This window comes from Halomonas profundus, assembly GCF_020865425.1.
In the GTDB taxonomy this organism is placed as follows: Bacteria; Pseudomonadota; Gammaproteobacteria; order Pseudomonadales; family Halomonadaceae; genus Vreelandella; species Vreelandella titanicae.
In genome coordinates this window covers 1,086,447-1,110,488 of sequence record NZ_CP086344.1, presented here as the reverse complement: position 1 = coordinate 1,110,488, position 24,042 = coordinate 1,086,447, and the positions used below count along the sequence as shown (strand labels likewise).

The following is a 24,042-nucleotide window of genomic DNA, read 5'->3' as shown; positions in this document are numbered from 1 at the left end:
ACGTTATGAAACTAGAGGTTAATCGGCACGCCACGACGCCCATCGCCCAGCAGCTCGATGTGGGTATTCGCGCTTGGATTGCAGCGCACGGTGCAGGTGGTGGCCGTCGTTTACCCTCTATTCGTCGCTTAGCCGCCACCCACCACATCAGCCGTAATGCGGTGATTGAAGCCTACGAACGGCTTGTCGCTTCTGGCTTAGTGCGCTCACGACCCGGTTCAGGTTTTTATGTGGCGGATAGCGCGGCAGCACTGGTATCACAACCCGCAGCTACGAGCGGATTGGAAGAGGTCACCAACGGGCTATGGGGGCTTTTCAGTGCAAACGAGCACGCGCTCAAGCTGGGCTGCGGCTGGCTGCCCAGTGATTGGCGCGAAGGCGATGACCTCACTCACGCCATTCGCCAAGTGGCACGTAAAAGCCGTTCGGGGATTTTCGAGTACAGTACCCCTCAAGGGCCGCAGGATTTACGCGGCTTAATCCAGGAACGCCTGCGCCCACTGGCGATTACTGCGGAAGCCCAGCAGATCGTGATGACCGGTGGCGGTAGCCATTCGCTGGATCTACTAGTGCGGATGCTTCTTGAGCCTGGCGATGTGGTCTTCGTGGAATCACCAGGCTATTACAATCTGTTCGGCCTGCTGCACTTACAGCGAATCCGCGTGATTGGCGTGCCGCGATTAGCCGATGGGCCTGATATCGAGCGCTTGGAGGTGTTGTTGGCCGAGCACCGCCCAAAGCTGTTCTACATCAATAGCGTTTTTCACAACCCCACGGGCAGTACGCTCACCCCGGCGGTGGCGCACCGAGTGTTACAGCTCGCCGAGCAACACGATTTTCAGATTATTGAAGACGATATCTACGCGGATTTTCAGCACACCCCCACCACCCGCTTGGCAGCGCTAGACGGTTTGAGCCGGGTGTTCTACCTGGGCAGCTTTTCGAAAAGCCTCTCCTCTTCACTGCGAGTAGGCTTTGTCGCCGCCCCCGTGGCTTGGGTGCAGCGCCTTGTGGATATCAAGATGTTGACCAGCATCTCCGCTTCGCGGTTTGCCGAGCAAGTGGTCACGACCCTGCTGCAAAACGGCAGCTACCGGAAGCTTACCGAACGGCTGCGCATCAAGCTCGCCAATCAAATGGCAATGGCACTAACGATGCTGAAAAATGCCGGCTGGGAGGTGTATACCCAACCGGCTGGTGGGATGTTTGTGTGGGCAAAACCACCGGTAGCCATCGCCCCTGAAACCCTGAGTGAACTGGCTAACCGGTGGAAAATCACGCTATCGCCGGGGCATCTGTTTTTCGCCGACCACCAGCCAACGCCCTGGCTCCGGCTTAATGTAGCCTATATACAAGATCCCAGAGCCAAAGGGTTTATTGAGGCGGCAAGTTAGGATTAAAGCGGCTCTTCTGATATCGCTGAAGGGGGCTGGTAACCCCCCGTTAATTACAGCTCGCGTTTGCCGTCAACTAACCGCGACACCTTCAGCGGGTTGCCCTCTTTCAGCGCATCGGGCAGTAAGCCTTCTGGCAGGGACTGGTAACAAACCGGACGTAAGAAGCGGTGAATGGCCGCCGAACCGACGGAGGTCGAGCGCGAATCAGAGGTGGCCGGGAACGGGCCACCGTGCACCATGGCATGGCACACCTCGACACCCGTGGGCCAACCATTGGCGAGAATACGCCCTGCCTTGCGCTCAAGCGTAGGCAGCAGCGCTTTAGCGGCATCCAAATCGGCGTCGTCCATATGCAGTGTGGCGGTGAGCTGGCCTTCCAGCTGTTCAGCAACACGTTTTACTTCCGACGCGTCTTCGCACTCAACAATCAACGAGCTGGCACCGAACACTTCCGCTTGCAGCGCTTCAGATGCGAGGAAATCGCTCGCTGAAGCGGCAAACAGGCCTGTCTGGCACTGATAGTCGCTGCCCGTCTGGCCGCGGGCGATTTCGCGCACTTTAGCTGCGCCGCTCAGGCTGGTCACGCCCTCTTGATAGGCGCGGTGGATACCCGGTGTCAGCATTGTCTGCGCGCCGCTGGCTTCCACGGCGCCTCGCGCTGCCTCAATGAAGGCATCCAACTCAGGACCTTTTTCCGCAATGACCAAGCCAGGATTGGTGCAGAACTGGCCCGCGCCCATATTGAGTGAGCCAACAAAGGCTTCGCCCAGCGCTTTACCGCGCGCTTTAAGTGCCGCCGGTAGCAAGAACACAGGGTTAATACTGCTCATCTCAGCGTAGACCGGGATCGGCTGAGGCCTTGCTTGCGCCGTTTTCATCAGCGCCATACCGCCACTGCGCGAGCCGGTGAAACCAACCGCTTGAATACGCGGATCATCCACCAGCGCCTGGCCAATTTCGTTACCGGCACCAAACAGCAGCGAGAAAACGCCTTCCGGTAAATTGCAGGCTTTTACGGCTTTTTGAATCGCCTGGCCCACTAGCTCAGAGGTGCCTGGGTGCGCAGAATGACCTTTCACCACCACCGGGCAGCCAGCCGCTAGGGCCGAAGCGGTATCACCACCCGCAACCGAAAATGCTAGCGGAAAATTGCTGGCGCCAAATACAGCGACAGGCCCCAGGGCGATATGGCGCTGACGCAGGTCAGCACGCGGCAGCGGTTGGCGATCCGGCATGGCCGGGTCGATGCGTACATCAAGCCATTCACCGGCACGCACTACTGAAGCGAACAGTCGCAGTTGCCCGCAGGTTCTACCCCGCTCACCCTCGATTCGTGCCTGGGGCAGGCCCGTTTCAGCCATGGCACGCTCAATCAGCTCACTACCGATCGCTTCTATTTCACTGGCGATGGTTTCTAAAAACGTAGCGCGCTCTTCGAGAGACGTTTCGCGGTAGATGGCATAGGCCGTTTCAGCCAGCTCGCAGGCTTGTTCAACATGGGCTCGACTGCCGCCAGTATAGACAGGCTCTAGTTTTTCACCGGTGGCTGGGTTAACAGCTTGAATATTGGCTTGGGTGCCGGTCACTGATTGTTGACCTATCAGCATTTCGCCTCGAATCGTCATATGTTGCTCCTTATATGGGTCAGTGGTATCACTGGTCGCGATACTGGGCGTATGTATTGCGCGCCCGATTAAGGTGCTGGTACATGGTTTCGCGAGCTGCTTGAGCATCACGAGAAAGAATAGCTTCGAGAATGTAGGCGTGTTCTTCCTGAACTCGCTCTAAATAGCGCTCTGAGGAGGTCGGGTTAATATCAATACTCAGCAGCTTGGCGCGGGGAATCACGCTCTGGCTCCACTGCTTGTAGAAAGATTGAAAGAAAGGATTTTTGGTCGCCGTGGCAATAGCAAAGTGAAACAAATAATCCTCTTCTCGAGCTTGGGTTTTTGCAGCATACGCATTGCTAAAAGCAAGGTGCTGCGCTTCGAGCCGTTGACGATCTTCATCATCATGGCGTAAGGCAGCCAGTTCAGCTGCCGCTGGCTCTAAGGTTAGCCGCAGTTCCAGCAGGTGCAAGATATCTTCCACGGTGGTCGGGTTTATGCGCTCTGCAGGCCGCGCCTCTACCGTAGAAGAGCGCAGCACCGAAGTGCCTACACCACGTCGGGTCTCAACAAGCCCCAGGGATTTAAGGTGTGTGATGGCCTCACGTATGACTGTGCGGCTAACGCCAAAGGAGTCACAAAGACTGTTCTCAGTGGGCAGTTTTTCTCCCACACCTACTTTCCCCTGGGTGATCAACGCTTCCAACTGGTCGGCCACGTGCACGGACAAGCTTCCCTGCTGTGTCACTTTACTTATTTGAAGCGGTTTTAGGGCAGATGCCGCTGCGCTGGTTTTGACCATGGAAGCTATCCTTCATTAATATCCAAGTTGTATTATATCGTACAACCTAGGTCTTGGAAGTGCCAATAAACGGCTTCTGAATGACCCCAGACAGCCTGTTTTCTATTTTTAATGCCATCACGAGTAATAACAAATATTTTTTCATACCAGATATAACACATCATACAAGAAAAAAGGTAGGCCTGGTTATTGTGCAAAGCAAGCATAACTAACGAAATCTAAACCAAAGTTAAAGTAGCACTTTGATAAAATCAGCTCATCAACATTACGGTCTCACATACCTTACCCCCCCTTGCTTATGGCGCAATCGGTGCATGCTTTTTGTTGCAGCCTTGTATGATGTAATACAATATGTGGTTCATAGAGGAATCCAAAGGCGATAAGACTTAACGCAACCCTCATACCGGCGAGATCACACAAGGTTCTTTACTTGCATAGCGCCACCTTGGGTGGATAACCCGCAGCCCTTAATAGAGTAATCATCAAGGAGTATCACCATGCTTTATGATCACCGCACTTATACCTGCATGCCTGGCACATTGAAAAAACAGATGGCGCTTTATGAAGAGCATGGCTGGGCTATCCAAAAGCGTCACCTTGGCGAGCCTCTGCTGTACGGGCCGGTCGAAACCGGCAATGTGAATTCATATGTGCATATCTGGGTATTCAAGGACGTCGCTGACCGTAGCCAGCGACGCGCCGCCATGCAGAGTGACCCTGAGTGGGCTGCCTATCTCAAGAAAAGCGGAGAGGCAGGTTATCTAATCAGCCAAGAGAACAAGATTGTGGTGCCCGCCCCCTTCTTTAAAGACTGACCTCGTTATTGATGAATATCTTCATGAACTGGCTTTCACTGAACGCAGTGCCGTGACGGTAGTGCGTGTCGAAATCCGCTCTGGGTCGGTGACGAGTTCAATCACGGCAGGGCGACCCGACGCCATAGCCCGCTCCAGAGCGGGCTTGAAACTGACTGTGTCACTGACGCGCTCAAAATGCGCACCAAGCCCTGCTGCCAGCTGGCCGAAATCCGGATTCATTAGATCGGTTCCCGAGACGCGGTTGGGATGTGCACGCTCCTGGTGCATGCGAATCGTACCGTAAGTACCGTTATTGAACAGCAGTACGATGGGCCGTCCGCCATGCTGTACGGCGGTGGCAATCTCAATACCGCTCATCATAAAACCACCATCGCCGACAAACGCCAGCACACACTTTTCGGGTTCACGTAAAGAGGCCGCCACGGCGGCAGGAACCGAATACCCCATCGCACCGCAGGTTGAGCCAATAATCCGCCCAGGACGCTGGTAAGCCAGAAAGCGCTGCGCCCATCCGGTGTGGTTTCCGGCGTCTAGCGTGACGATACACTCCTTCGGCAGGCTGTCGCGCAACGCATGCATTGCCGCGCCCATATCGAGTGGGTAATCGTGCGGTGGGGGCAGCGTATCGGCTAGGTACTCATCGCGAAGCGTTTTGCACCACTCACTCCAGCGGCTGCGCTGCCCCCAGTCGTGAGTTGCTAACGCTGCGGCCAGCTTATCAGGGGCCGAAACTACGCCCAGCGCTGGACTAAACACGCGGCCTATCTCATCCGGGTCGATATGCACGTGTATCAGTGTCTGGCTAGGGTTAGGAGAAGCTAGCGTAGTATAGGTTCTGGTAGTCATCTCGCCGAGCCGGGCACCGACGACCAACACTAGGTCAGCCTCGGCAAGACGTTTAATCAGTGAAGGCACAACAGCGGTGCCGAAATCGCCCACATAGCAGTCTGAGGCGTTGTCCAAAATGTCCTGACGTCGAAACGAGCAGGCCACTGGAATACCGTTAGTTTCAGCGAAGGTGCGTATCTGCCCACAGGACTCATCCGTCCAGCCCGACCCGCCTACCAGCATTAACGGACGTTCGGCACGAGAGACCAGGGCAGCGATTTTCTCGATTTCCTCCACGGCAACGCCCGGCCTTGACGGCGTGTAGGGAACAGCGTCTTCGACTTCGACGATATCGGTTAGCATATCCTCAGGTAGCGCCAGCACCACCGGGCCTGGGCGGCCTGACGTCGCTACCCGGAAGGCGCGCGCCATGTATTCGGGAATTCGGTGAGCATCCTCTATCTGTGCCACCCACTTGGCCACACCGCCGAACATCACCCGATAGTCAATTTCCTGGAATGCTTCCCGATCCATCGAGCCACGGTCGACCTGACCTATTAGCAGGATCATTGGCGTCGAATCCTGCTGGGCAATATGAACGCCAATAGCGGCATGGCAAGCGCCAGGCCCGCGTGTCACCAAGCATATACCGGGGCGTCCCGTCAGCTTGCCATACGCTTCGGCCATGTTCGCTGCCCCGGCCTCATGCCGCGCATTGTAGAGGGTGAAGTGCTCACGCTGATCATAGAGCGCATCGAGTACTTCCAGGTAGCTCTCTCCGGGCACACAGTAGCCACTATCAGCCCCATGGATCAGGAGTTGGTCAACCAGTACTTTTCCCCCGGTACGCGGTAGTGGGCGAGTTTTTATTGTCATGTTGGCATCCTAATGGCAGAGAAGAGCGCCCCCAGCCGTTCGTGATGATCAATACAGGAGGCGCATAGCGAGTAACAGAAACCAATCTTGTTGTGTACAAATGTTTATTAAGATCACGGAATGGCATCAAGCTTCGACTTCTTGCGCAGAATCAGATAGGCGAAAACGACGGTTAATGCCAGGAAAGCAAGGCTGTCTAAACTCGTCAGAAAGACTATCGGGTTACCGTCATTGAACGATAAGGAGCGTCGCAAATACTGCTCCAGATCCGGCCCCAAGATGAAGCCTAGCAACATGGCCACAACCGAATAGTTATGTTTGCGCAGGAAGAAAGCCAACACACCAAACACTAGGGCTAAAAACATCTGAAAAACTGAGTAGGTCGCCACATAACTTCCGACGAGCGCTACCACGGCGATGGCGCTGTAGAGCAAACCACGGGAGATTGAGACGATGCGAATAAAGTACGGCCCGAACAGGAACAGCGTCAGCGGGATGAGGATCAAGGCGCTCACAAACAAAGAGGCAAACATGGGCGCTATTAGATCAGCCTGCTGCTCAATGAGACGTGGCCCTGGCTGTAAGCCATTGATAACCAAAACGCCTAGTACAATAGCCGTGGTAGGGTCGCCCGGAATCCCGAACATCAGCATCGGCACAAAAGCACCGCCGCACATGGAGTTATTCGCCGATTCAGCCGCGGCAATACCTTCTCGACTGCCGTTGCCATACTCCTCAGGCTTCTTCGAACCGCGTTTGGCATCAGCATAAGCCACAAAAGCGGCCATCGAGCCACCCGCGCCGGGAAGGATGCCAATCGCATAGCCAATGAAGGCGCTCTTAATATAGGTAAAGAAGCCCACTTCGCGGATTTCAGACCAGGGGGGGATAAAATCGCGCCGACGTATTTTTAAGCCCTTCGCCCTATTCAGGGAGCCTTCCAGAGAGAGGTTCCAGTTCTGCGCCTGTACCAGCAGCTCACTGACCGCAAACGCACCGATGACCACCGGCATTAAGCCGATACCTTCGACCAGCAGTTCGGTGCCGAACTCAAAGCGAGGAATCGGCTGAAGTACATCGATGCCTACGGTGGCCAGCATGATACCCAGCGTGGTGGCGACAATTCCCTTGGCGATAGCGCCCTTATCGACAATGATGATCACCACCAACGCAAAAAGCACCAGTGAGAACTTCCCTGGGGTGCGGATCAGCAGCGCCAGCTCACCGGCAATGGGCATGAACGCCATGAGCAGTAACGCGCCGATTGACCCACCGATCATCGAGCCCAGCGCCGCGTGCCCCAGCGCATTGGCGCCCTGCCCTTTTAACATCAAGGCGTTGCCTTCCACAGCGGTCATCATCGAGGACGGCGCACCGGGAATATTGATGGTCGTGGCCGTGATACTGCCGGAGTACATCCCCGCCATAAAGATCGAGGCACACATGACCAGCGCGGGTACTACGTCGATCGTATAGGTAATAGGTAACAACAGCGCAATGGCTAGCACTGATGTGAGGCCTGGCATCGCACCGAAAAAGGTACCAATCAAGAAACCGGCAATCATGAAGCCAAGCACTTCCCAACTCAGCAATGCTTCGAAACCGCCCAGAAAACTGACAAAGGTCTCCATCAGAACCCTCCTAACAGGGGAGGTAACCGCACCCCGAAAATACCGGCGAACAACCCATAAAAGAGCGCTGTGACGGCGATCACATAAAATACAAACAAGGCAGGGCGCTGTTTTTCAAAGTCAAAAATAAGGAAGAGTGCTACCAGGAAACCCAGCGTAGCTGGCACGTATCCCAAGGGACGAAACACGCCGATGTAAATGCCTGTCGCTACCACAATCAGCAATGGCCTTAGCAAAGAGCCACCAGCAGCCGCCTCTGCTTCTTTGCGCCACTCCCCTACAATGACCACAACCAGCGCTGCATACATGATGAATGCCATAAGGATAGGCATAAAGCGTGGCCCCACGATGGTGTCACCACCAAACTGAGAGCGTATGCTCAAGGCTTCCGCCAGGTAGATCGTAGTCAATATCAGCAAGAAGACTGGAAACAGTAGTGCCGACCTTCTAAAGCGTTCGACGTTGTTCATTGACTCAAAATCCTCTGCTTGAGTTAGCCGTGGCACCGGTAACCGGCGCCACGCTCTTTGAGTAGCGAGTTACTTGGACATCACGCCTGCTTCTACCAGCGCATCCATTTCGCTGAACAGTGACTCGGCCGTTTCATCAGCCCAGACAGTCACCTCATCGGTACCCAGCCAGTTCGGCGTAACACCAACGTTGGCAACCCACTCTTGAAACTCATCACTGTCGTAAGCCGTTTTGTAAGCGCTTTCCAGTACGTTAATGGCTTCTTCCGGGGTGTCTGCTGGTGCGGCGAAGACAATAAAGCTGCCAATCTGGAGGTCGATCCCCTCGTCTGCGGTGGTAGGCACATCGGGATACGTCGGGTTTTGCGTATCGGAGAACTCAACGAGACCGCGTACGGTGCCATCTTCCAGGAGATTGGAAAAATCGCCCAGGCTGGTAAGTGCAACATCGACCTCATCGGACAGAATGGCCTCTTTCTGAGGAGCAGCTCCGCCAGGATAAGAGACGATTCGGAACTCCGTACCGGTCAGCTCTTGAAGCTGTAGAATCGCTAGATGGATACGCCCGCCAAGATTCTGAATGGCTACGCGAATCTCACCAGGATTTGCCTTAGCCGCTTCAATAAGGTCATGAATCGTTTGATAGTCGGAATCGGCGTCAACAACGATAGCGTCGGGCTCGCTTGTTACTCGTGCAATCAGCTTCAACTTATCAATATCGTAACTGGGCAGCATGGCTTGCCAAGGCACGGTCACCAGGCTGTCGTAGGTTAACGCGCCAATGGTATAGCCGTCGGGCCGGGCGCTCATAAGCTGGCCAATACCAGTGGCACTCACGCCACCCTCGATGTTTTCTGCATACATGGAAACATCAAGATTTTCTTCAGCGATGGTGGTCAGTTTTCGAACGATTCCATCGGTACCCCCTCCGGCCCCCCAAGGCACAATCACGCGAATATCGCGCTCGGGGTAGTCAGCAAACGCCACGCCAGTTAGTGAGGATAAAGCGACGGCAGCGGACAGTGTTAGCAGGGCTTTGTTGTTTTTGTACATTGTGTACTCCTTGGTTTAAAACCTATCAGCAAACTATTTCTTATGATCAAGTCATACATCATACAACCTGAAACTTAGTGTGTTCTTGTTAGCGCTACAATAGAGAGATGTAAAAACTAGACCAAAGTCGAGCGCTTACCTAACTGACCACATCTCTCTATCGGTAATACGTCTGGCTAAATCCATCATCATCGAGAAAGTACTTTAACGAACGAGTGCGGGACGCTTAGGATCAAACTCCCACCCAGGAATCAAAAACTGCATCGCCATAGCATCATTTCGCTGTGTGGTATCCAACGATTTATAAAGACTATGCGCCTCCATAAGCTTCTCTTCATCAAGCTCAACCCCCAGCCCTGGGGTGGTGGGCACCTTGAGTTTGCCATTGCGAATGAGCAATGGGTCTTTAGTGATTCGCTGCCCGTCTTGCCAAATCCAATGGGTATCAATCGCGGTAATCTCACCCGGGCAAGCCGCTGCGACGTGGGTCATCATGGCGAGCGAAATATCGAAGTGGTTATTACTGTGAGAGCCCCAGGTCATGCCCCACTCGTTGCAAAGCTCACCCACTTTTACCGCACCTTGCATGGTCCAGAAATGACAGTCTGCCAAAGGTATATCCACCGAATTGAGCTGAACGGCGTACTGCAGCTGTTTAAAATCGGTCGCAATCATATTGGTAGCGGTGGGTAGGCCGGTTCGCTTCTTAAACTCGGCCATAGTCTCGCGCCCTGAATAGCTCTCTTCCTGGCCACAGGGGTCTTCAGCATAGCTGAGCAGATGCTTGATAGGCTCCAACACGCGCACCGCTTCATCCAGTTTCCAGGCACCGTTGGGATCAAGCGTCAATCGAGCATCGGGAAATGCTTCATGGAGCGCCCGTATGCAATCAGCCTCCTCTTCCCCACGTAATACACCGCCCTTTAGCTTGAAGTCTTTAAACCCATAGCGCTCATAAGCGGCTTTGGCCAACTTAGCCACGGCCTCGGGTGTTAGCGCTTCTTGGTAGCGTATTTCATCCCAGCTATCCTGTGGGTTATACGCGTTAGGGTATGGCAGGTCTGTCTTGCCCGGGTCACCCAGTAAAAACAGGTAGCCCAATGCCTCGACTTCATCACGCTGACGGCCGTACTGCCCCAGCAGGTCGGCGACGGGTAGCTGTAGTGCCTGCCCATAGAGGTCTAACAGCGCCGACTCAATTCCGGTGATCACGTGTACCGCTACGCGCAAATCAAACGTCTGACGCCCCCGCTCTTCGCGTCCGTTCTGAGCCAATCGCAGGCGAACCTGATTGAGGGTGTGCTTGATGTTATTGATTTGCGAGCCTTCCACCAGCTCACGGCACTGCTCCAGCCCCTTAAGAATGCCGCCACTGGAAGGGATCTCACCCACGCCTTGATTACCTGCATTATCCTCAAGGATGACCACACAGCGGATAAACCAGGGGGCATGACCGCCACTGAGATTTAATAAGAAACCGTCGTAACCTGCGACAGGTACCACTTTCATTGATTTAATTTTTGGAAACATATGTCGTACACCTCTCTTATTATTGACCCAAGTTGAAACTTTATTCAGGTGATCAAGTCACTGGCGCAGGATTAAACAACACCAAATCGTTATGAATTCCCAGCCGGTCGGCAGCGGCCTGTTGGCGCCCACTGGCCACCTCAAGAATGAGATGAAAAAGCTCCCAGCCCACCTCTTCGATACTGGCATCGCCGGTGGCAATGCGACCGGCATCGAGATCGATAATGTCGTGCCATCGTTTTCCCAGCGCTGAGTTGGTGGAAACTTTCAGCACCGGCACCATGGCCAGGCCATAGGGTGTACCCCGCCCGGTGGTGAATACCTGCAGATTCATGCCCGCAGCTAACTGAAGCGTGCCACAGATGAAATCGCTGGCCGGGGTCGCGGCGAAGGTCAGCCCCTTACGGCGTAGCCTTTCACCAGGGCCGATGACATCGACAATCGGCGAGTTGCCCGACTTGATCACCGAGCCCAGCGCCTTCTCAACGATATTGGAAAGCCCCCCCTTCTTGTTGCCCGGTGAGGTGTTGGCGCTACGGTCTGCTTGGCCTTGAGCCAAGTAGTTGTCGTACCACGCCATCTGCTCAATCAGTGCCCTACCCACGTCTTCGTCAATAGCCCGCGGGGTTAACAGATGTATGGCGTCGCGCACCTCGGTAACCTCTGAGAACATCACACTGCCACCCGCTCGCACGATCAAATCGGTCGCAAAGCCCACTGCGGGGTTAGCTGTCACCCCCGAAAAGGCATCGCTGCCGCCACACTGCATGCCGACGACGAGCTCGGACGCCGGGCAGGTTTCACGCTGGCGTCGATTGAGTCGCTCAAGTTGTCGTTCGGCCATGGCCAAAATACCCTCAACCATCTCGCCGAAGCCCTGAAAAGAGTCATCCTGAAGGCTCAACACGTTGGCTTCCGGGTCGGCCGCCTCGGTGTTTTCATAAATTTTCACCGGTCGATCGGAAAGCAGTGTCGAGGGTTGCAGCTTCTCGCACCCCAAACCGATGATCATTATTTCGTTGCCGAAGTTGGGATTCAGGGCGATATTTTTAAGCGTTCGAATGGGCACAATAGCCGCAGGCGCATTAATGGCGACCCCACAGCCATAAGAGTGATTAAGCCCCACCACATCATCCACGTTAGGAAATCGCGGCAGCAGCTCGCGTTTGATCCGCTGCACGACGAAGTCGACGGTACCCGCGACACACTGCACGCTGGTGGTGATACCCAGTACATTTTTGGTGCCGACGCTACCGTCAGGGTTACGAAAGCCCTCGAAGGTATAACCTTCAAGCGGCTCGGTTTTCGGTGCCGGCCGAGTCGCCAGCGGTAGATCCGCAAGCGGCGGTGGTGTCGGCATGTGCAAGTTGGTCTCACTGACGTGGCCGCCTTGGGGAATAGGCGTAGCTGCCGTACCGATCACTTCACCGTAGCGAATGATGCGCTCACCCTCCGCCAGATCGACAAGGGCCACCTTATGCCCCTGCGGGACAGCCATTGTGGTGGTAACTCCTCCCTCAATGACGGCACCCTCAGCAAGACCGCCCGGTTCAACCACGATGGCGACATTATCGTTGGGGTGTATGCGAATCACGCGCGTATTAGTCGTTGTCTGTTTCATGACCCTTTCCTGAGGCTGTGCGTGTACTGCCAGTTACCTGGGTCAGCTCCATTTTTTGCCTGGCGCGGGATTTGAAGCCCATGACGATGGCGAACATTACCGAGGCGACAATCAACCCCCACAGCACCATGGCGATGGGACTCTTGGTGAAAAAGATCGAGAAAGTGCCGAACGACTCCAGGCTCTTGACGAAGTAGACCTCGGCTTGGCTGCCCAAGATAAAGCCAATAATTAGCGGGGCCACTTCCAAACCAATTTTCTGCACCAGGTAGCCTAAAATGCCGAAAATAAGCAGCGTCCAGACGTCAAACATAATGCCGTAGTTGATGGCATAGGCCCCCACTACACACATCATCACAATGATGGGGAAGAGAATATGCTTTGGCACCATCACCACTTTGGCGATGTACTTAATGGCATAGAACATTAAGAAGAACATCACGATATTGGCGAACACCAAAGCCGTCATCATGACGTACCAGGTCTCGGTATTCTCAGGAATAAATAGCGGCCCTACCTGGATGCCCTGCAGGGTGAACGCACCAATCAGTACCGCCGTCGTCGAGTCGCCAGGAATACCTAGCGATAGCAGTGGAATCAAAGCCCCACCGGTCAACGCATTATTGGCGGACTCCGAGGCAATAAGCCCCTGAGGCGCCCCTTTACCCATTTGCGATGAATCACGGGTTAAGTTTTTCTCTTGGGTATACGCCAGCACGGAGGCAGCGCTGCCACCGACCCCTGGCAACATGCCAACAAAGGTGCCAATAAACGACGAACGCACCAGATTGGTCAGGCGTCCATTAAAGATTGAAAGCGAAAAGCCGCCTCCTTTGCTGATCTTTATGCGTTCGTTGACTAGCCCGCTCTTTGCCCCCTTTTCCGCCTCAAGCAGAATCGTGGAAATACCAAAGACACCGATCAGCACCGGCAGCAGGGAAAACCCTTCAAATAAGTAGGGTTCCATAAAATCGAACATCAGCCGGGTCTTGCCATTTCCGCCATCAGATATGCTGTAGTCGCCAATCAGGCTCAACCAGATGCCGATAACGCCACTAAAGATGCCAATCAGCATGCTGCTGGACAGCGAAGCAATGACACTCAGCGCTAATAAAATGATCAAAAACTTCTCTACATAAGAGAACTTGATCGAGAAATCGGCCAGCAGAGGCGCAAACAAGAACAGTATAGCGGCGCTAATAAGCCCGCCGACGACTGAAGCGATGACACAGATCTTCAGCGCTTTCTCACCCTCACCCTTTTGAGCCATCGGGTAGCCATCAAAGGTGGTGGTAATGGAAGAGGGAGTGCCGGGAATATTGAGCAGAACGGCGGGCACCATACCGCCCGAGATACCCCCCACGTACAGCCCCAGTAGCAGCGCCAGACCGTGGTGTAGCCCAAGGGCATAGGTGAGCGGTAAGCAAACAGCGACTGCCATGGTGGCGGTCATGCCGGGGATCGCGCCGAAGATGATGCCGACCAGAGCACCGAACCCGGCGAGTAAAAAGAAGGTTATATCGAGAAGTGAGAGGAATTCCATGGTGGCACTCGCTCCGGTCACGGTAAGGTGATAGTGAACAGCTTGGCGAGAACGAACCAGGCCAGACTAGGTGCGACGATGGCATTGACTACCACAATGGTAAGGCCCTTTTTCGTCCAGTCATGCAAATAGAGCAGTGACATAAGGAATACGAAAGTTATCGAAACCATCAGAAAGCCATAGCCGGTATAGGGGAATAGGTCACCTACCACTGCCATTAAATAAAAATACGCCGCGATCAAGACGAGCGTGCCCAAGAAACGGAAATTATCCCTAGCCTCACCCACAATGGGCAGTGTGCGCTCTCCTCGTTTCACTGATGCCATGAAGGGAGCTACCTTTGTCATTAAAATCAAGACAAAGAGTCCCGCCATGATCCAGTGAATAATCCTCGGGAAAAACAGGTGGGAGGTCTCGAAATCGATGGAGACACTAAGCAGACTTGAAAGACCTGATTCCATAACAGCTCCGGGCATTAGCAGCAGATACCCTGCTTACTATTGTTCTTTCTATAGCGGTTCTATAGCGACTCACGCATAGGTGAGGCAGCCGCCGCTCACGCAGCGGGCGCCATACCTTTACTTGATGTTGCTGATGATTTCTTCGTAGCGAGCCATTTTCTCGGCAAGATACTCAGAGGCTTCATCAGAAGGCTTGAAGTTGGGGATAAAGAAGGCGTTCTTCTGAGTCTCCTGTATTTCACCTTCCGCATAGATATCCGTTAGCGCTTCATCGATTTGCTCAACAATCGCTGGATCCATGTCTTTGTTGTAGAGGAAGAAGAACTCCTTATCGAATGTAAAACTCTCGTCATCGCCCATTGTGACGTGCACGTTTGGCTCTACATACTCCAGCAGTTGCTCACGAGACGTTTGGCCAAGCCCCTCTTCCGGAGCCTGTTCAATGGTATCTTGACGGGCCGTCAACCAGACAAAACGCATCGCTTTCTGGTCATCTTCAGGTAACCGCGTGTACTGCTCGTTAGCCTGCACGGTGCCATTAATCACATCGGCTTGGCCGTCAAAAAGTTGCTGGTTTTTGTCGGATTGAGAACCGGTATTGACAGCGACCAGGTTGTCTTCCTGCCCAGGATGCTCAATAGCGATGGCATTTTTCAGGGCACTGAAACCAATTTCAGAGACGCCACCTGGCTGGATTGCGACACGCACAGTGTCGCCATTGCCTACGGCAGCAATGATGTCGTCGAGAGTTTGGTAAGGTGAATCTTTAGGCACCAGGTAGGCATTGCCTGGGTTGATTGCAAGCGTCGGCCCGACGGTATATTTCTCAAAAATATCGTCGTAGCCCTCAACCCCATACAGATGGCCAAGATAGGACTGATCGTGGAAGATCATCAGCGTATTGCCACGAGAGTCCCGATCGAGTGTGCGAAAAGCAGAGCTTGCACCAACGGCATCCACCTTCATGTTGAGATCCAGCCTTTCAGCTAGCTGATCCACCACAATAGTAGAGTTTTGATACGTATCCCCGCCGGTGGACGTTGAACCGATAACCACACGGATATTGCCGCGCAGCGGGCCATCCTGCGCCATGGCTACCCCAGCGCTGACGCTCAATGCTGCCATCAGCGCTGCGGAACCGACACTTGTCATTAATCTATTGGAAATGCGCATACTTTCACCTCTTTCGCTCGTTATTAAATTGTTATAGCTCAGTGGTTTAATGGCTTAGTGAGTTGGCGCTTTATTACTATTTAACGCGATCTATCAACTTTTTAAGCTCCTGACACTCCGCCTGGGTTGGCATTGTCAGCGGCGCACGAACACTGCCGGCGGGACGGCCAGCAATGTCTGCGCCTGCTTTGATCAGGCTAACGGCATAGCCCGCTTTTCGATCCCGGAGGTCTACGAAAGGAATAAAAAAGTCGTTAGTGATCTGTTTCACAACGTCTTTATTACCTTTTCGCAACTCCTTGTAGAACTTCACTGCCATCTCCGGCACGAAGTTGAAAACAGCCGATGAGTAGGTATTTACGCCAATGGAGACATAGGCCTCGGCAAAAATTTCAGCCGTGGGAACGCCGCCGATATACACCAAACGGTCACCCACGGTTTTGACGATTTTGTTGAGCGCCTGAATATCGCCTTTGCCATCTTTTAGCCCCACCAAGTTAGGGCAGTGGTCGGCGAGCTGCTGAACAGAATGAGCATTCAGGATGCCATTACCGCGGTTGTAATAAATCACGTTGACTGACGTGGCATCACTAATCTGGCGGGCATACTCCACCAAGCCATCCTGCGGGCACTCGGTAAGGTATGGCGGCATCAGTAGAATGCCGTCAGCGCCCACTTCTTCGGCCGCTTTTGCAAAGGCCTTGCCGGTTTCAACGCTTAAGCCCGCGCTGGCAATGACGGGCAAGCGACCGTCGATTACTTCGACGGCGACGCGAACAATCTCGCGATACTCATCAAGTGACAGGTTAAAAAACTCCCCCGTGCCACCCGCGACGAAGACCGCCGAGATCTCGTGGCTGATGAACCACTCAAGCCGCTTGCGGTAGCTCGCTTCATCGAAACGACCTTGACTATCGAAATCGGTAATCGGGAACGATAGCAGACCATCGCCGATGGCTTTTGTTACTTCTTGTCTTGAAAACGTCACTTTGCGCCCTCTTTAAAATGTGTTGACCACTGAATGAGCAGACATCATTTGCTAGCCAACAACCTTATGTCATACATCATACAACTTAGAAGATAAGTATCCTGCTAGCAGGGTGCAAGCAGAACTATCGAAATTTAAACCAAAGTAGCAGCCATACTCTGTAAACCTGTTGAGGATTAAAACACCTTTAGCTAATCACCCGCCAGCTCGCAAACAGAGCGCCATAGCATGTCATCGACAACAATCGGCCTCTCTCCATATCGCTGATTAGCGGTGGACTCGCCCGGCCAGCGCACTGGGCGCCCCGGCTCGGCAGGCGTGGTGGCGGCCAGATGAGACTGAATGCCTTCGACAATGCTATCGCAAGCTTCGCGACCGCCGAGTTGTACCGGGTCAAACACCATAAACACCTGACTGCAACCACCACCACTGCCGCGCTGAACCTTATCAATGGCATGGCTAGGACGCCCTTGAGCGAGCAGTGCTGCTAACGCATCCAGTAGGATCGACAACCCAGAGCCTTTCCAGTACCCGGTCGGCAACAAGCGACGCGTCGCAGCGATCGCCGCAGGATCACGGCTCAACACTCCACGCTCATCAAAACCGCCGTCAACGGGCAAATGCTCGCCCTTCAGCTGAGTCGTCTGTAGCTTCCCATAGGAGAACTGAGACATCGCCATATCAAGCACCAGAGGCCCGGTACTATGCGGTACGGCCATCACCAACGGGTTATTGCCAATCGATTGGGAAGCACCACCCCAGGCAGGCATGCACGATTCGGTATTGGTCCACATAATCGTAGCGAACCCTTGCTCAACCGCATGCCAACCATAGCTTCCGCCCCGCATCCAGTGGGTTGTATCGCGTAACGCCACCAGCCCCATACCATGCTCACGCGCCAACGCCATGGCACGCTCTGTGGCATGAAGTGCATTGACCACACCTATTCCAAAACCTCCATCAAGCACCTCAATCGCGCCCAATCGTTGGACAAGGCTTGGCCTAGCGTCGATATCGACCCAGCCTTTCCCGACGTACTCAATGAAGCGTGGAACCCGCCCGATACCATGCGAATGTACGCCGTCGCGGGTACTTTCAGCATGGATTTGCGCGCAGGTCTCAGCATCAGCGGGCTTTAGCCCCGCCTTCAATAGTGATTTCTCAATCGTACTGCGCAACGTCTCAAAATCGATATTAGCCATCACTTACCCCCACCATTAAAAAAGCCCACTCCGCGAGTGGGCTTCAACACCCCAGCCGCCTCGAATGGCGGCCATGGACTTCAAGCAGCGTCAGACGCCGCGTCTTGTTGACGAGTACGGTAGTTCTGCCACAGTGTCAGCGCCAGCAACCCAAAGGCGATGACTAAAAAGGTAACGCTGATGGGCCGGGTGAAAAACGGTGTCCAATCACCACCGAAGGTCTGCAGCCCCCGTCTCAGATTAGATTCCGCTATAGGCCCCAGAATTAAACCCAGTATTACCGGAGCGGTTCCAAAGCCATATCGGTTGAGAAAATAGCCGAGCAATCCAAAAGCCAGCATTATGTAGAGGTTAAACACATCCCCATCAACTCCGTAAACACCGATAAAACAGAAAACAATGATAGCCGATATCAACTGTTTTCTTGGCACTAGCAGTACACGAACAAACAGCTTGATACCTAAACACATGATGATAAGCATGAAGAAGTTAGCGACTAAGTACGCTAAAAATATCCCGTAAATGATGCCGCTCTGGCTTTCAAATAGCATCGGCCCCGGTGTAACGCCTTGAATCATTAAACCACCCAATAGAACAGCAGTCGCGGCCTCGCCAGGGATACCCAGCGCAAGCGTAGGAATTAACGCCCCACCTAACAAAGCATTGTTCGCACTTTCAACTGAGACAATGCCAGCACTATGTCCTGTGCCAAACTTTTCAGGTGTTTTAGAAAAACGACGTGCTTGGTCGTAGGCTACCAGTGAGGCGATACTGCCCCCAGCGCCAGGCACTGGGCCCACGACAGAACCAGACACGATACCGACGAGAAGAGCGCGCCAATTGCGCAGCGTTTCAATAAACCGCGGGCGTGCAATATCGACCTTATGGGGGCTATTCTGAAGTTTATTGGAGGGGTCATATTCGAAGGCATCTTTCAGCACTTGTGATACAGCGAATAATCCAATCAGCGCCGGTAAAAGGTTAATCCCGGTCAATAAAGACAGCTGTCCAAACGTAAAACGGTCGACCCCCGCAATAGGATCTGTACCGATGGTAGAGCAAAAGAAACCTATCAGGCCTGCAATCAAACCTTTCAGGAGGGACTTGCCCGCAACAGAAGCAATAATGACTAGCCCGAAAATGCTCAGCGAAAAATACTCCGCAGCACCAAATCGCAATGCAAACTCAGCGATAGGTGGTGCGAGAAGACTTAACACCACCATACTAGCTACACCGCCAAAGAAAGAGGCAACAATTGCCAGCCCCAGGGCTCTCCCCGCTTCCCCCTTTTGAGCCATTGGAAAGCCATCGAACGTAGTCGCGACCGAGGATGGCGTTCCTGGAATATTCAACAATATGGCGGGTATCGAGCCACTGGCACCAGCACCACACAGGGTACCCAGCAGCATACCAATACCCATCACAGGCGGCATTCCAAAGGTTACCGGCAATAATAGGGCTATCGCCATGGCCGATGTTAAGCCTGGCAATACCCCCATGATAATGCCTAGGAAAGTCCCACCGGCAATCGCCAATAATGTACCCAACTGGAAGACCAGCCCCAAACCATCAATATAACCCGTTAGCATCTCACTTCTCCTTCTTCAATCCGGCAGTGGGATATTGAATAGTTCGGTAAATACATAATAGATAACCAATGATAAAGCGAACGCAAAAACTGTATACGCTGCTAGGTTTCGAAGTTTTCGACTATTGCTTAATTTTTGAAATTCACCGCTAGTTATGACAAGGCAAACGACATTTAAAAAGCAAAATATCGCTGTGCTTGCGATATACCCCAGCCGCTCGAAAGAGTTGATATAAACAATAATCAAAGCCACGATGGTCAGCCATTGCAAAATGCCTTTCTTCGGAGCAGTGGCACTAAGGGCTGTTGTGTCTTCCCGCACTCGCTTTGCAACAAGCCATTCGTAAGAATCACGTATTAAGCAGGGCACGGCACACACAAAAATCAAGCCAGAAATCAACTTTGGAAAAGAAGCGGGGGAAAGCCCCCCCGCCATGCTGACTGCTGGCAGCGTAGTGGCCATATAAAACCCAATTGCCGATGCCACCACAAGAAACAGATCAAAGATCGGTTTACCTATATCCTTTGCCATCAGTCACTAACTCCTTATTTTATTTAGCAGCTAAGTCGCCAGCACTGTCTTTCATCACTTCAGCAGATTCAGCGATAAACGCCTCTAGCTCATCTCCATACAGCGGTACCATATCCAAGCCCAGATTCGAGGCAGTCTCTTCGAAGGATCCTTCGTCTACAATTTCTTTAATGGCGTTGACCCACGCTTCCTTAGCCTCTTCCGGTAGGCCATCAGGGCCCGCGATGCCGCGCCATACTGTCAGAGACAGGTTGTAGCCTTCCTCTTGGAAAGTAGGCACATCAGGCAGCGACTCGCTACGCTCTGCGTAGGACATACCCAAGGCTTTCAGACGACCTGACTCTAGCGCCGATCGAAGTTCCGCCCCACCTAGCACCACGGCATCCACGTGCCCGCCCATAGCAGCGGAGATAGTCTCAGAACCGCCGGGATAGGGAATGAAGTTAAAATCGACTTCAGCGGTATCAGCAAAGGCCACCGCCGCGATGTGAGCTGATGACCCTACCCCCGAAACCCCCACTTGCACCGAGGTGCCTTCCTTCGCAGCCTCGACCATAGCGTCCAAGTCGGCGTATTCACTGTCTTCACCAACAGCGATGACGTAGGGCTCTTCAAGAATCTTGGCGACAAAATCAAAATCTTCGTAGGTAAAGTCAACATTACCCAACGCCTCCAAGGTCAGCAGTGCATTGCTGGCGGCAGCTAAGGTATAGCCATCTGAATCTGATGCCTGAGCACGCGTCAGCCCCACGGCTCCGCCGCCGCCCGAGATATTGCGAATGACCAAGTTGGTATCGAGTTTTTCTTCCAGAAGCGGCTGTAGTGCGCGGACGAAGGTGTCGTTGCCGCCACCGGCTGAGAAGGGCACGATCATATCGATGTTTTGCTCAGGATATTCAGCAAATGCACCAGCACTGGCCATCATTGCTGTTGCCACAGATAAGCTTAGCGCTAACTTTTTCATTGTAATGTCCTTCTTTGTCATGTTTAGAGTATTCACTCAGCGCACTAACGCTGGCTTTTTCGGATCAAACTTCCAATCATCTATCAAATATTGCATTGCCATCGCATCATCCCGAGCACCAGCAGGCAGTGAACGATAGAGCTTATTAGCCTCCTCTATGGCCTTCATATCGATGTCGACCCCAAGCCCCGGCGCATCGGTTACGGCCACTTTGCCACCCACAACCTCCGGCGGATTGCGAGTCAGGCGAGCATCGCCCTCCTGCCATATCCAGTGGGTATCAAGCGCGGTTGTGCGCCCCACGGCGGCGGCCCCCACCTGGGCGAACATGGCAAGCGAAATATCGAAATGGTTGTTGGAGTGCGAGCCCCAGGTCATACCATGATCCTGGCAGAGCTGGGAGACACGTACAGCACCGGAAAGTGTCCAGAAGTGCGGGTCGGCTAATGGAATATCGACTGAGCGCAGCATCAGCGCGTGGGCCATTTCCCGCCAGTTGGTGGCTACCATGTTGGTGGCGACAGGCAATCCGGTGGCATGGCGAAACTCAGCTAAAATCTCGCGACCGGAGAAGCCTTGTTCCGCCCCGCATGGATCCTCTGCGTAGGCAATCACACCGTGGAGATCCTTGCACAGCCGGACCGCCTCTTCTAGCGACCAAGCACCGTTAGGGTCAATGGTCGTGCGCGCATCCGGAAACGCATTGTGCAGCGCCGTGACGGCCGCTATTTCTTGCTCGCCAGCCAGAGCCCCGCCCTTTAACTTAAAGTCTTTAAAGCCGTATCGATCGTGCGCCGCCTGAGCTAGCTCAACAATGTGCTGAGGGGTCATGGCCGCCTCGTCGCGCAAACAGTACCAGTCGTGATCCAAGCCCCCGGTGCCACGGCGGAAATCCAACGGCGTAGCGTGCCCATCACCGATAAAGAATAAGTATCCCAGCACGTCAACGCTGTCACGCTGCTTGCCGTTGCCTAGGAGCTCTGCCACCGGCACTCCCAGAAATTTCCCCATCAAATCAAGTAACGCCGCTTCAAGCGCGGCAACTGCATTGATGCGCAGTTCGAATGTCCAGGAGCCTTTGCCGAAATCTTCAAAATCGGCACTCCGTCCGATATTGTGTAACGACGCAATCATGGAGCGCATTTTCCCGATCGACTGACCGACCACCATCTCTCGTGACTGCTCAAGAGACGTTTGAATCGTCTCGCCACCGGGGGCTTCCCCTACCCCTACATTACCGTGGCTATCTTTGAGAATAACCAGGTTGCGGGTAAAATACGGCGAGTGCGCTCCACCGATATTGAGTAACATGCTATCGCGCCCTGCCACGGGAATGACCTGCATATCGGTTATCGTGGGAGTGTCGTGACTCGACATAAACAATTCTCCATTAGGCGGTGTTAGCGCGCAGATCAGCATCCCGCTCATTGCCGCATTAAAATAACGAAGGCGGACAAACGCAGCCCTTGTTGGTCAATCAAAGACTTTTAAACTCAAACCCACTCTTCGCTGCTTGGCATAGGCGATCTAATTATCCGGATCAATATGTCATACATCATACAAATAAGAAGATAAGTAGCATGACTTTCAGACGCAAGCAGCAGTAGTGAAAATTAAACCAAAGTAGCACTGGCTGGCATGACTGCCAGCAAGTGATTAACAATCTAAAAAAGACTTTAAATAACTGATTTTATTTATTTTTATACTTCAACCACCCAGCCTGGCTTAAATATCGCTGGAGTAAACTCATCAGGGTATCCACCAGGGTTGGCAATGATACGCGTGCCGTTACGCAGAATATCCACGGGTTCGTGAACATGTCCGTGCACCCATACATCCATATTGCCCATTAAATGAGGCAAATTGGAGGCAAACGCGGGGGATAACGCGTCGCCCAGATATTGGCCTGGGATACAGTCGTGTAGCGGGGCATGATGGCTAACCACCACCTTAGGGCCATCAAACGGCTGGGACAGCTCTTTTTCGAGCCAAGCAAGCGCTTCAGCATGCACCTGCTGGCTTGCCTGAGGTGTGAATGTCTCCCCTGGCGAGGTTTGAACGATTTTAAAGTCGGGCATGTAGCGCAACGCCTTAGACTCAGTATCGGCGGGGTTTTGCGTTGGGTCACCGGCGTACAACGCAAAGTCAGTCCATAGCGTTGTACCGTAAAAGCGTACGCCATTGAAGGTGACAGCACGATTATCCAGAAGCTCAATGTCGAGCCGCTCGGCTTCGAGCGCCAGCTCATCACGCAGCAGCGGCATGCAGGTACCGTAGAACTCATGGTTGCCTGGTACATAGATAATCGGCGTGTCTGGAAACTGGTGGCGCGCCCAGGCAAGGCCTTCGCACTTACGGTGAATATCCCCCGCCAGAACCACTACATCTGCCTCCACCTCAGGCAGCTCGCGGTTCCCGTCAAAAAACTCCAGGTGCAGGTCAGACAAAATACGCAGACGCATAGGGCTCCTCGTAACAAATACCTATTTAAACGATCTTACCCGGCCTAGGACACGTTGTCGCAGGGCATCGGTGTCACGTCAAGGCATGCTGCATTGCAGCAAAAATAGGCTATAATAACGATGTAGTCCCAATAGGAGGACCGCACAATGACTTTTTTAATAACCCCCCCTGCACGCGATAATGAAGTTCTAGAGTTCTGGAGCTTGAATGCTCAATGGCATCGTGCCGCAGTTGAAGCGCTGAAAGCCTATTTAGGCTAATTCAGGTGCTTTTGCGCCCTTTAGACCAAAAGCTAATCACCGAAGCCGGAATATTTTCCGGCTTTTTTATGACTATGAAAACCTTTTCCATTCAAAGACCTAATATCGTCATTTCAGCATTTGTAAGCCATGGCTTACGAAAAATGGCAAAACACCTACATCGTTAGGACTAGCCCTTCGCAAAAAAAGCTCTTAGTATCCGACCACAGCTAAATTGCTGCTATGCACAACACAG

20 protein-coding genes are annotated in these 24,042 nt (G+C 53.3%); 2 read left to right on the top strand and 18 right to left on the bottom strand.

Annotation, left to right across the window (positions count from 1 at the left end):
• Positions 1 to 5 precede the first annotated feature (5 nt).
• Positions 6 to 1,394: an aminotransferase-like domain-containing protein gene (locus tag LMS44_RS05040; RefSeq protein WP_138799782.1), complete on the top strand. Its 1,389-nt coding sequence runs from the start codon at positions 6 to 8 to the stop codon at positions 1,392 to 1,394.
• Positions 1,395 to 1,447: 53 nt separating this feature from the next.
• Here the strand turns inward: LMS44_RS05040 and LMS44_RS05035 are convergent, their stop codons facing one another.
• Together LMS44_RS05035 and LMS44_RS05030 are read right to left on the bottom strand one after the other, a co-directional pair.
• Positions 1,448 to 3,022 carry an aldehyde dehydrogenase (NADP(+)) gene (locus LMS44_RS05035; protein ID WP_022521771.1) on the bottom strand — a complete coding sequence of 525 codons (1,575 nt, stop codon included), beginning with the start codon at positions 3,020 to 3,022 and terminating at the stop codon, positions 1,448 to 1,450.
• A gap of 28 nt (positions 3,023 to 3,050) precedes the next feature.
• The gene (locus LMS44_RS05030) at positions 3,051 to 3,806 is read right to left on the bottom strand and encodes a FadR/GntR family transcriptional regulator (protein WP_171051118.1); all 756 of its coding nucleotides are present in this window, start codon (positions 3,804 to 3,806) and stop codon (positions 3,051 to 3,053) included.
• Positions 3,807 to 4,303: 497 nt separating this feature from the next.
• Here LMS44_RS05030 and LMS44_RS05025 point away from each other — a divergent pair, with 497 nt between their 5' ends.
• Positions 4,304 to 4,621 carry an NIPSNAP family protein gene (locus tag LMS44_RS05025; RefSeq protein ID WP_138799781.1) on the top strand — a complete coding sequence of 106 codons (318 nt, stop codon included), beginning with the start codon at positions 4,304 to 4,306 and terminating at the stop codon, positions 4,619 to 4,621.
• A 21-nt stretch (positions 4,622 to 4,642) separates the two neighbouring features.
• On the opposite strand, the gene LMS44_RS05020 is transcribed toward LMS44_RS05025, so the two are convergent.
• The 16 genes from LMS44_RS05020 to LMS44_RS04945 all read right to left on the bottom strand — a co-directional run bounded on the left by LMS44_RS05020 (position 4,643) and on the right by LMS44_RS04945 (position 23,546).
• Entirely contained in the window at positions 4,643 to 6,328 is a 1,686-nt protein-coding gene (locus tag LMS44_RS05020) for a thiamine pyrophosphate-binding protein (RefSeq protein WP_138799780.1), read from the bottom strand.
• Between the two features lie 113 nt (positions 6,329 to 6,441).
• Positions 6,442 to 7,959 carry a tripartite tricarboxylate transporter permease gene (locus tag LMS44_RS05015; protein WP_138799779.1) on the bottom strand — a complete coding sequence of 506 codons (1,518 nt, stop codon included), beginning with the start codon at positions 7,957 to 7,959 and terminating at the stop codon, positions 6,442 to 6,444.
• Positions 7,959 to 8,429 (bottom strand): tripartite tricarboxylate transporter TctB family protein, encoded by a 471-nt coding sequence (locus tag LMS44_RS05010; protein ID WP_138799778.1) that lies wholly within the window; start codon positions 8,427 to 8,429, stop codon positions 7,959 to 7,961. The genes LMS44_RS05015 and LMS44_RS05010 overlap by 1 nt, the downstream gene beginning before the upstream one ends.
• 69 nt (positions 8,430 to 8,498) lie before the next feature.
• On the bottom strand, positions 8,499 to 9,482 hold the full coding sequence (locus LMS44_RS05005) for a Bug family tripartite tricarboxylate transporter substrate binding protein (RefSeq protein WP_138799777.1): 984 nt from the start codon (positions 9,480 to 9,482) through the stop codon (positions 8,499 to 8,501).
• Between the two features lie 204 nt (positions 9,483 to 9,686).
• Entirely contained in the window at positions 9,687 to 11,012 is a 1,326-nt protein-coding gene (locus LMS44_RS05000) for an enolase C-terminal domain-like protein (RefSeq protein WP_138799776.1), read from the bottom strand.
• A 52-nt stretch (positions 11,013 to 11,064) separates the two neighbouring features.
• On the bottom strand, positions 11,065 to 12,633 hold the full coding sequence (gene garD / locus LMS44_RS04995) for a galactarate dehydratase (protein WP_138799775.1): 1,569 nt from the start codon (positions 12,631 to 12,633) through the stop codon (positions 11,065 to 11,067).
• Positions 12,614 to 14,176 carry a tripartite tricarboxylate transporter permease gene (locus LMS44_RS04990; RefSeq protein ID WP_051051997.1) on the bottom strand — a complete coding sequence of 521 codons (1,563 nt, stop codon included), beginning with the start codon at positions 14,174 to 14,176 and terminating at the stop codon, positions 12,614 to 12,616. The genes garD and LMS44_RS04990 overlap by 20 nt, the downstream gene beginning before the upstream one ends.
• A gap of 17 nt (positions 14,177 to 14,193) precedes the next feature.
• Positions 14,194 to 14,637: a tripartite tricarboxylate transporter TctB family protein gene (locus LMS44_RS04985; RefSeq protein WP_138799774.1), complete on the bottom strand. Its 444-nt coding sequence runs from the start codon at positions 14,635 to 14,637 to the stop codon at positions 14,194 to 14,196.
• A 117-nt stretch (positions 14,638 to 14,754) separates the two neighbouring features.
• Entirely contained in the window at positions 14,755 to 15,810 is a 1,056-nt protein-coding gene (locus LMS44_RS04980; RefSeq protein WP_138799773.1) for an ABC transporter substrate-binding protein, read from the bottom strand.
• Positions 15,811 to 15,886: 76 nt separating this feature from the next.
• Positions 15,887 to 16,798: a 5-dehydro-4-deoxyglucarate dehydratase gene (gene kdgD / locus LMS44_RS04975; RefSeq protein WP_138799772.1), complete on the bottom strand. Its 912-nt coding sequence runs from the start codon at positions 16,796 to 16,798 to the stop codon at positions 15,887 to 15,889.
• A 191-nt stretch (positions 16,799 to 16,989) separates the two neighbouring features.
• A complete protein-coding gene (gene yiaK / locus LMS44_RS04970) occupies positions 16,990 to 18,000 on the bottom strand; it encodes a 3-dehydro-L-gulonate 2-dehydrogenase (RefSeq protein ID WP_138799771.1) in 1,011 nt (336 codons plus the stop codon).
• 80 nt (positions 18,001 to 18,080) lie between these two features.
• Positions 18,081 to 19,589, bottom strand: coding sequence for a tripartite tricarboxylate transporter permease (locus LMS44_RS04965; protein WP_138799770.1), 1,509 nt, complete (start codon positions 19,587 to 19,589; stop codon positions 18,081 to 18,083).
• A gap of 15 nt (positions 19,590 to 19,604) precedes the next feature.
• Positions 19,605 to 20,120 carry a tripartite tricarboxylate transporter TctB family protein gene (locus LMS44_RS04960; protein ID WP_138799769.1) on the bottom strand — a complete coding sequence of 172 codons (516 nt, stop codon included), beginning with the start codon at positions 20,118 to 20,120 and terminating at the stop codon, positions 19,605 to 19,607.
• A gap of 19 nt (positions 20,121 to 20,139) precedes the next feature.
• Positions 20,140 to 21,084: a Bug family tripartite tricarboxylate transporter substrate binding protein gene (locus tag LMS44_RS04955; RefSeq protein WP_171051117.1), complete on the bottom strand. Its 945-nt coding sequence runs from the start codon at positions 21,082 to 21,084 to the stop codon at positions 20,140 to 20,142.
• Between the two features lie 36 nt (positions 21,085 to 21,120).
• A complete protein-coding gene (locus LMS44_RS04950) occupies positions 21,121 to 22,461 on the bottom strand; it encodes an enolase C-terminal domain-like protein (protein ID WP_278371094.1) in 1,341 nt (446 codons plus the stop codon).
• Between the two features lie 323 nt (positions 22,462 to 22,784).
• A complete protein-coding gene (locus tag LMS44_RS04945) occupies positions 22,785 to 23,546 on the bottom strand; it encodes a metallophosphoesterase (protein WP_422156339.1) in 762 nt (253 codons plus the stop codon).
• Positions 23,547 to 24,042: the final 496 nt, after the last annotated feature.

Excerpts from the sequence above, each read along its gene's own strand:
- yiaK (WP_138799771.1), bottom strand. The coding sequence starts at position 18,000 with ATGGCTAATATCGATTTTGAGACGTTGCGCAGTACGATTGAGAAATCA.
- LMS44_RS05005 (WP_138799777.1), bottom strand. The coding sequence starts at position 9,482 with ATGTACAAAAACAACAAAGCCCTGCTAACACTGTCCGCTGCCGTCGCT.
- garD (WP_138799775.1), bottom strand. The coding sequence starts at position 12,633 with ATGAAACAGACAACGACTAATACGCGCGTGATTCGCATACACCCCAAC.
- LMS44_RS05020 (WP_138799780.1), bottom strand. The coding sequence starts at position 6,328 with ATGACAATAAAAACTCGCCCACTACCGCGTACCGGGGGAAAAGTACTG.
- LMS44_RS04985 (WP_138799774.1), bottom strand. The coding sequence starts at position 14,637 with ATGGAATCAGGTCTTTCAAGTCTGCTTAGTGTCTCCATCGATTTCGAG.
- LMS44_RS04980 (WP_138799773.1), bottom strand. The coding sequence starts at position 15,810 with ATGCGCATTTCCAATAGATTAATGACAAGTGTCGGTTCCGCAGCGCTG.
- LMS44_RS05030 (WP_171051118.1), bottom strand. The coding sequence starts at position 3,806 with ATGGTCAAAACCAGCGCAGCGGCATCTGCCCTAAAACCGCTTCAAATA.
- LMS44_RS05040 (WP_138799782.1), top strand. The coding sequence starts at position 6 with ATGAAACTAGAGGTTAATCGGCACGCCACGACGCCCATCGCCCAGCAG.
- LMS44_RS05000 (WP_138799776.1), bottom strand. The coding sequence starts at position 11,012 with ATGTTTCCAAAAATTAAATCAATGAAAGTGGTACCTGTCGCAGGTTAC.
- LMS44_RS05010 (WP_138799778.1), bottom strand. The coding sequence starts at position 8,429 with ATGAACAACGTCGAACGCTTTAGAAGGTCGGCACTACTGTTTCCAGTC.
- LMS44_RS04990 (WP_051051997.1), bottom strand. The coding sequence starts at position 14,176 with ATGGAATTCCTCTCACTTCTCGATATAACCTTCTTTTTACTCGCCGGG.
- LMS44_RS04950 (WP_278371094.1), bottom strand. The coding sequence starts at position 22,461 with ATGTCGAGTCACGACACTCCCACGATAACCGATATGCAGGTCATTCCC.
- LMS44_RS05035 (WP_022521771.1), bottom strand. The coding sequence starts at position 3,022 with ATGACGATTCGAGGCGAAATGCTGATAGGTCAACAATCAGTGACCGGC.
- LMS44_RS04955 (WP_171051117.1), bottom strand. The coding sequence starts at position 21,084 with ATGAAAAAGTTAGCGCTAAGCTTATCTGTGGCAACAGCAATGATGGCC.
- LMS44_RS04945 (WP_422156339.1), bottom strand. The coding sequence starts at position 23,546 with ATGCGTCTGCGTATTTTGTCTGACCTGCACCTGGAGTTTTTTGACGGG.
- LMS44_RS04965 (WP_138799770.1), bottom strand. The coding sequence starts at position 19,589 with ATGCTAACGGGTTATATTGATGGTTTGGGGCTGGTCTTCCAGTTGGGT.
- LMS44_RS05015 (WP_138799779.1), bottom strand. The coding sequence starts at position 7,959 with ATGGAGACCTTTGTCAGTTTTCTGGGCGGTTTCGAAGCATTGCTGAGT.
- LMS44_RS05025 (WP_138799781.1), top strand. The coding sequence starts at position 4,304 with ATGCTTTATGATCACCGCACTTATACCTGCATGCCTGGCACATTGAAA.
- LMS44_RS04960 (WP_138799769.1), bottom strand. The coding sequence starts at position 20,120 with ATGGCAAAGGATATAGGTAAACCGATCTTTGATCTGTTTCTTGTGGTG.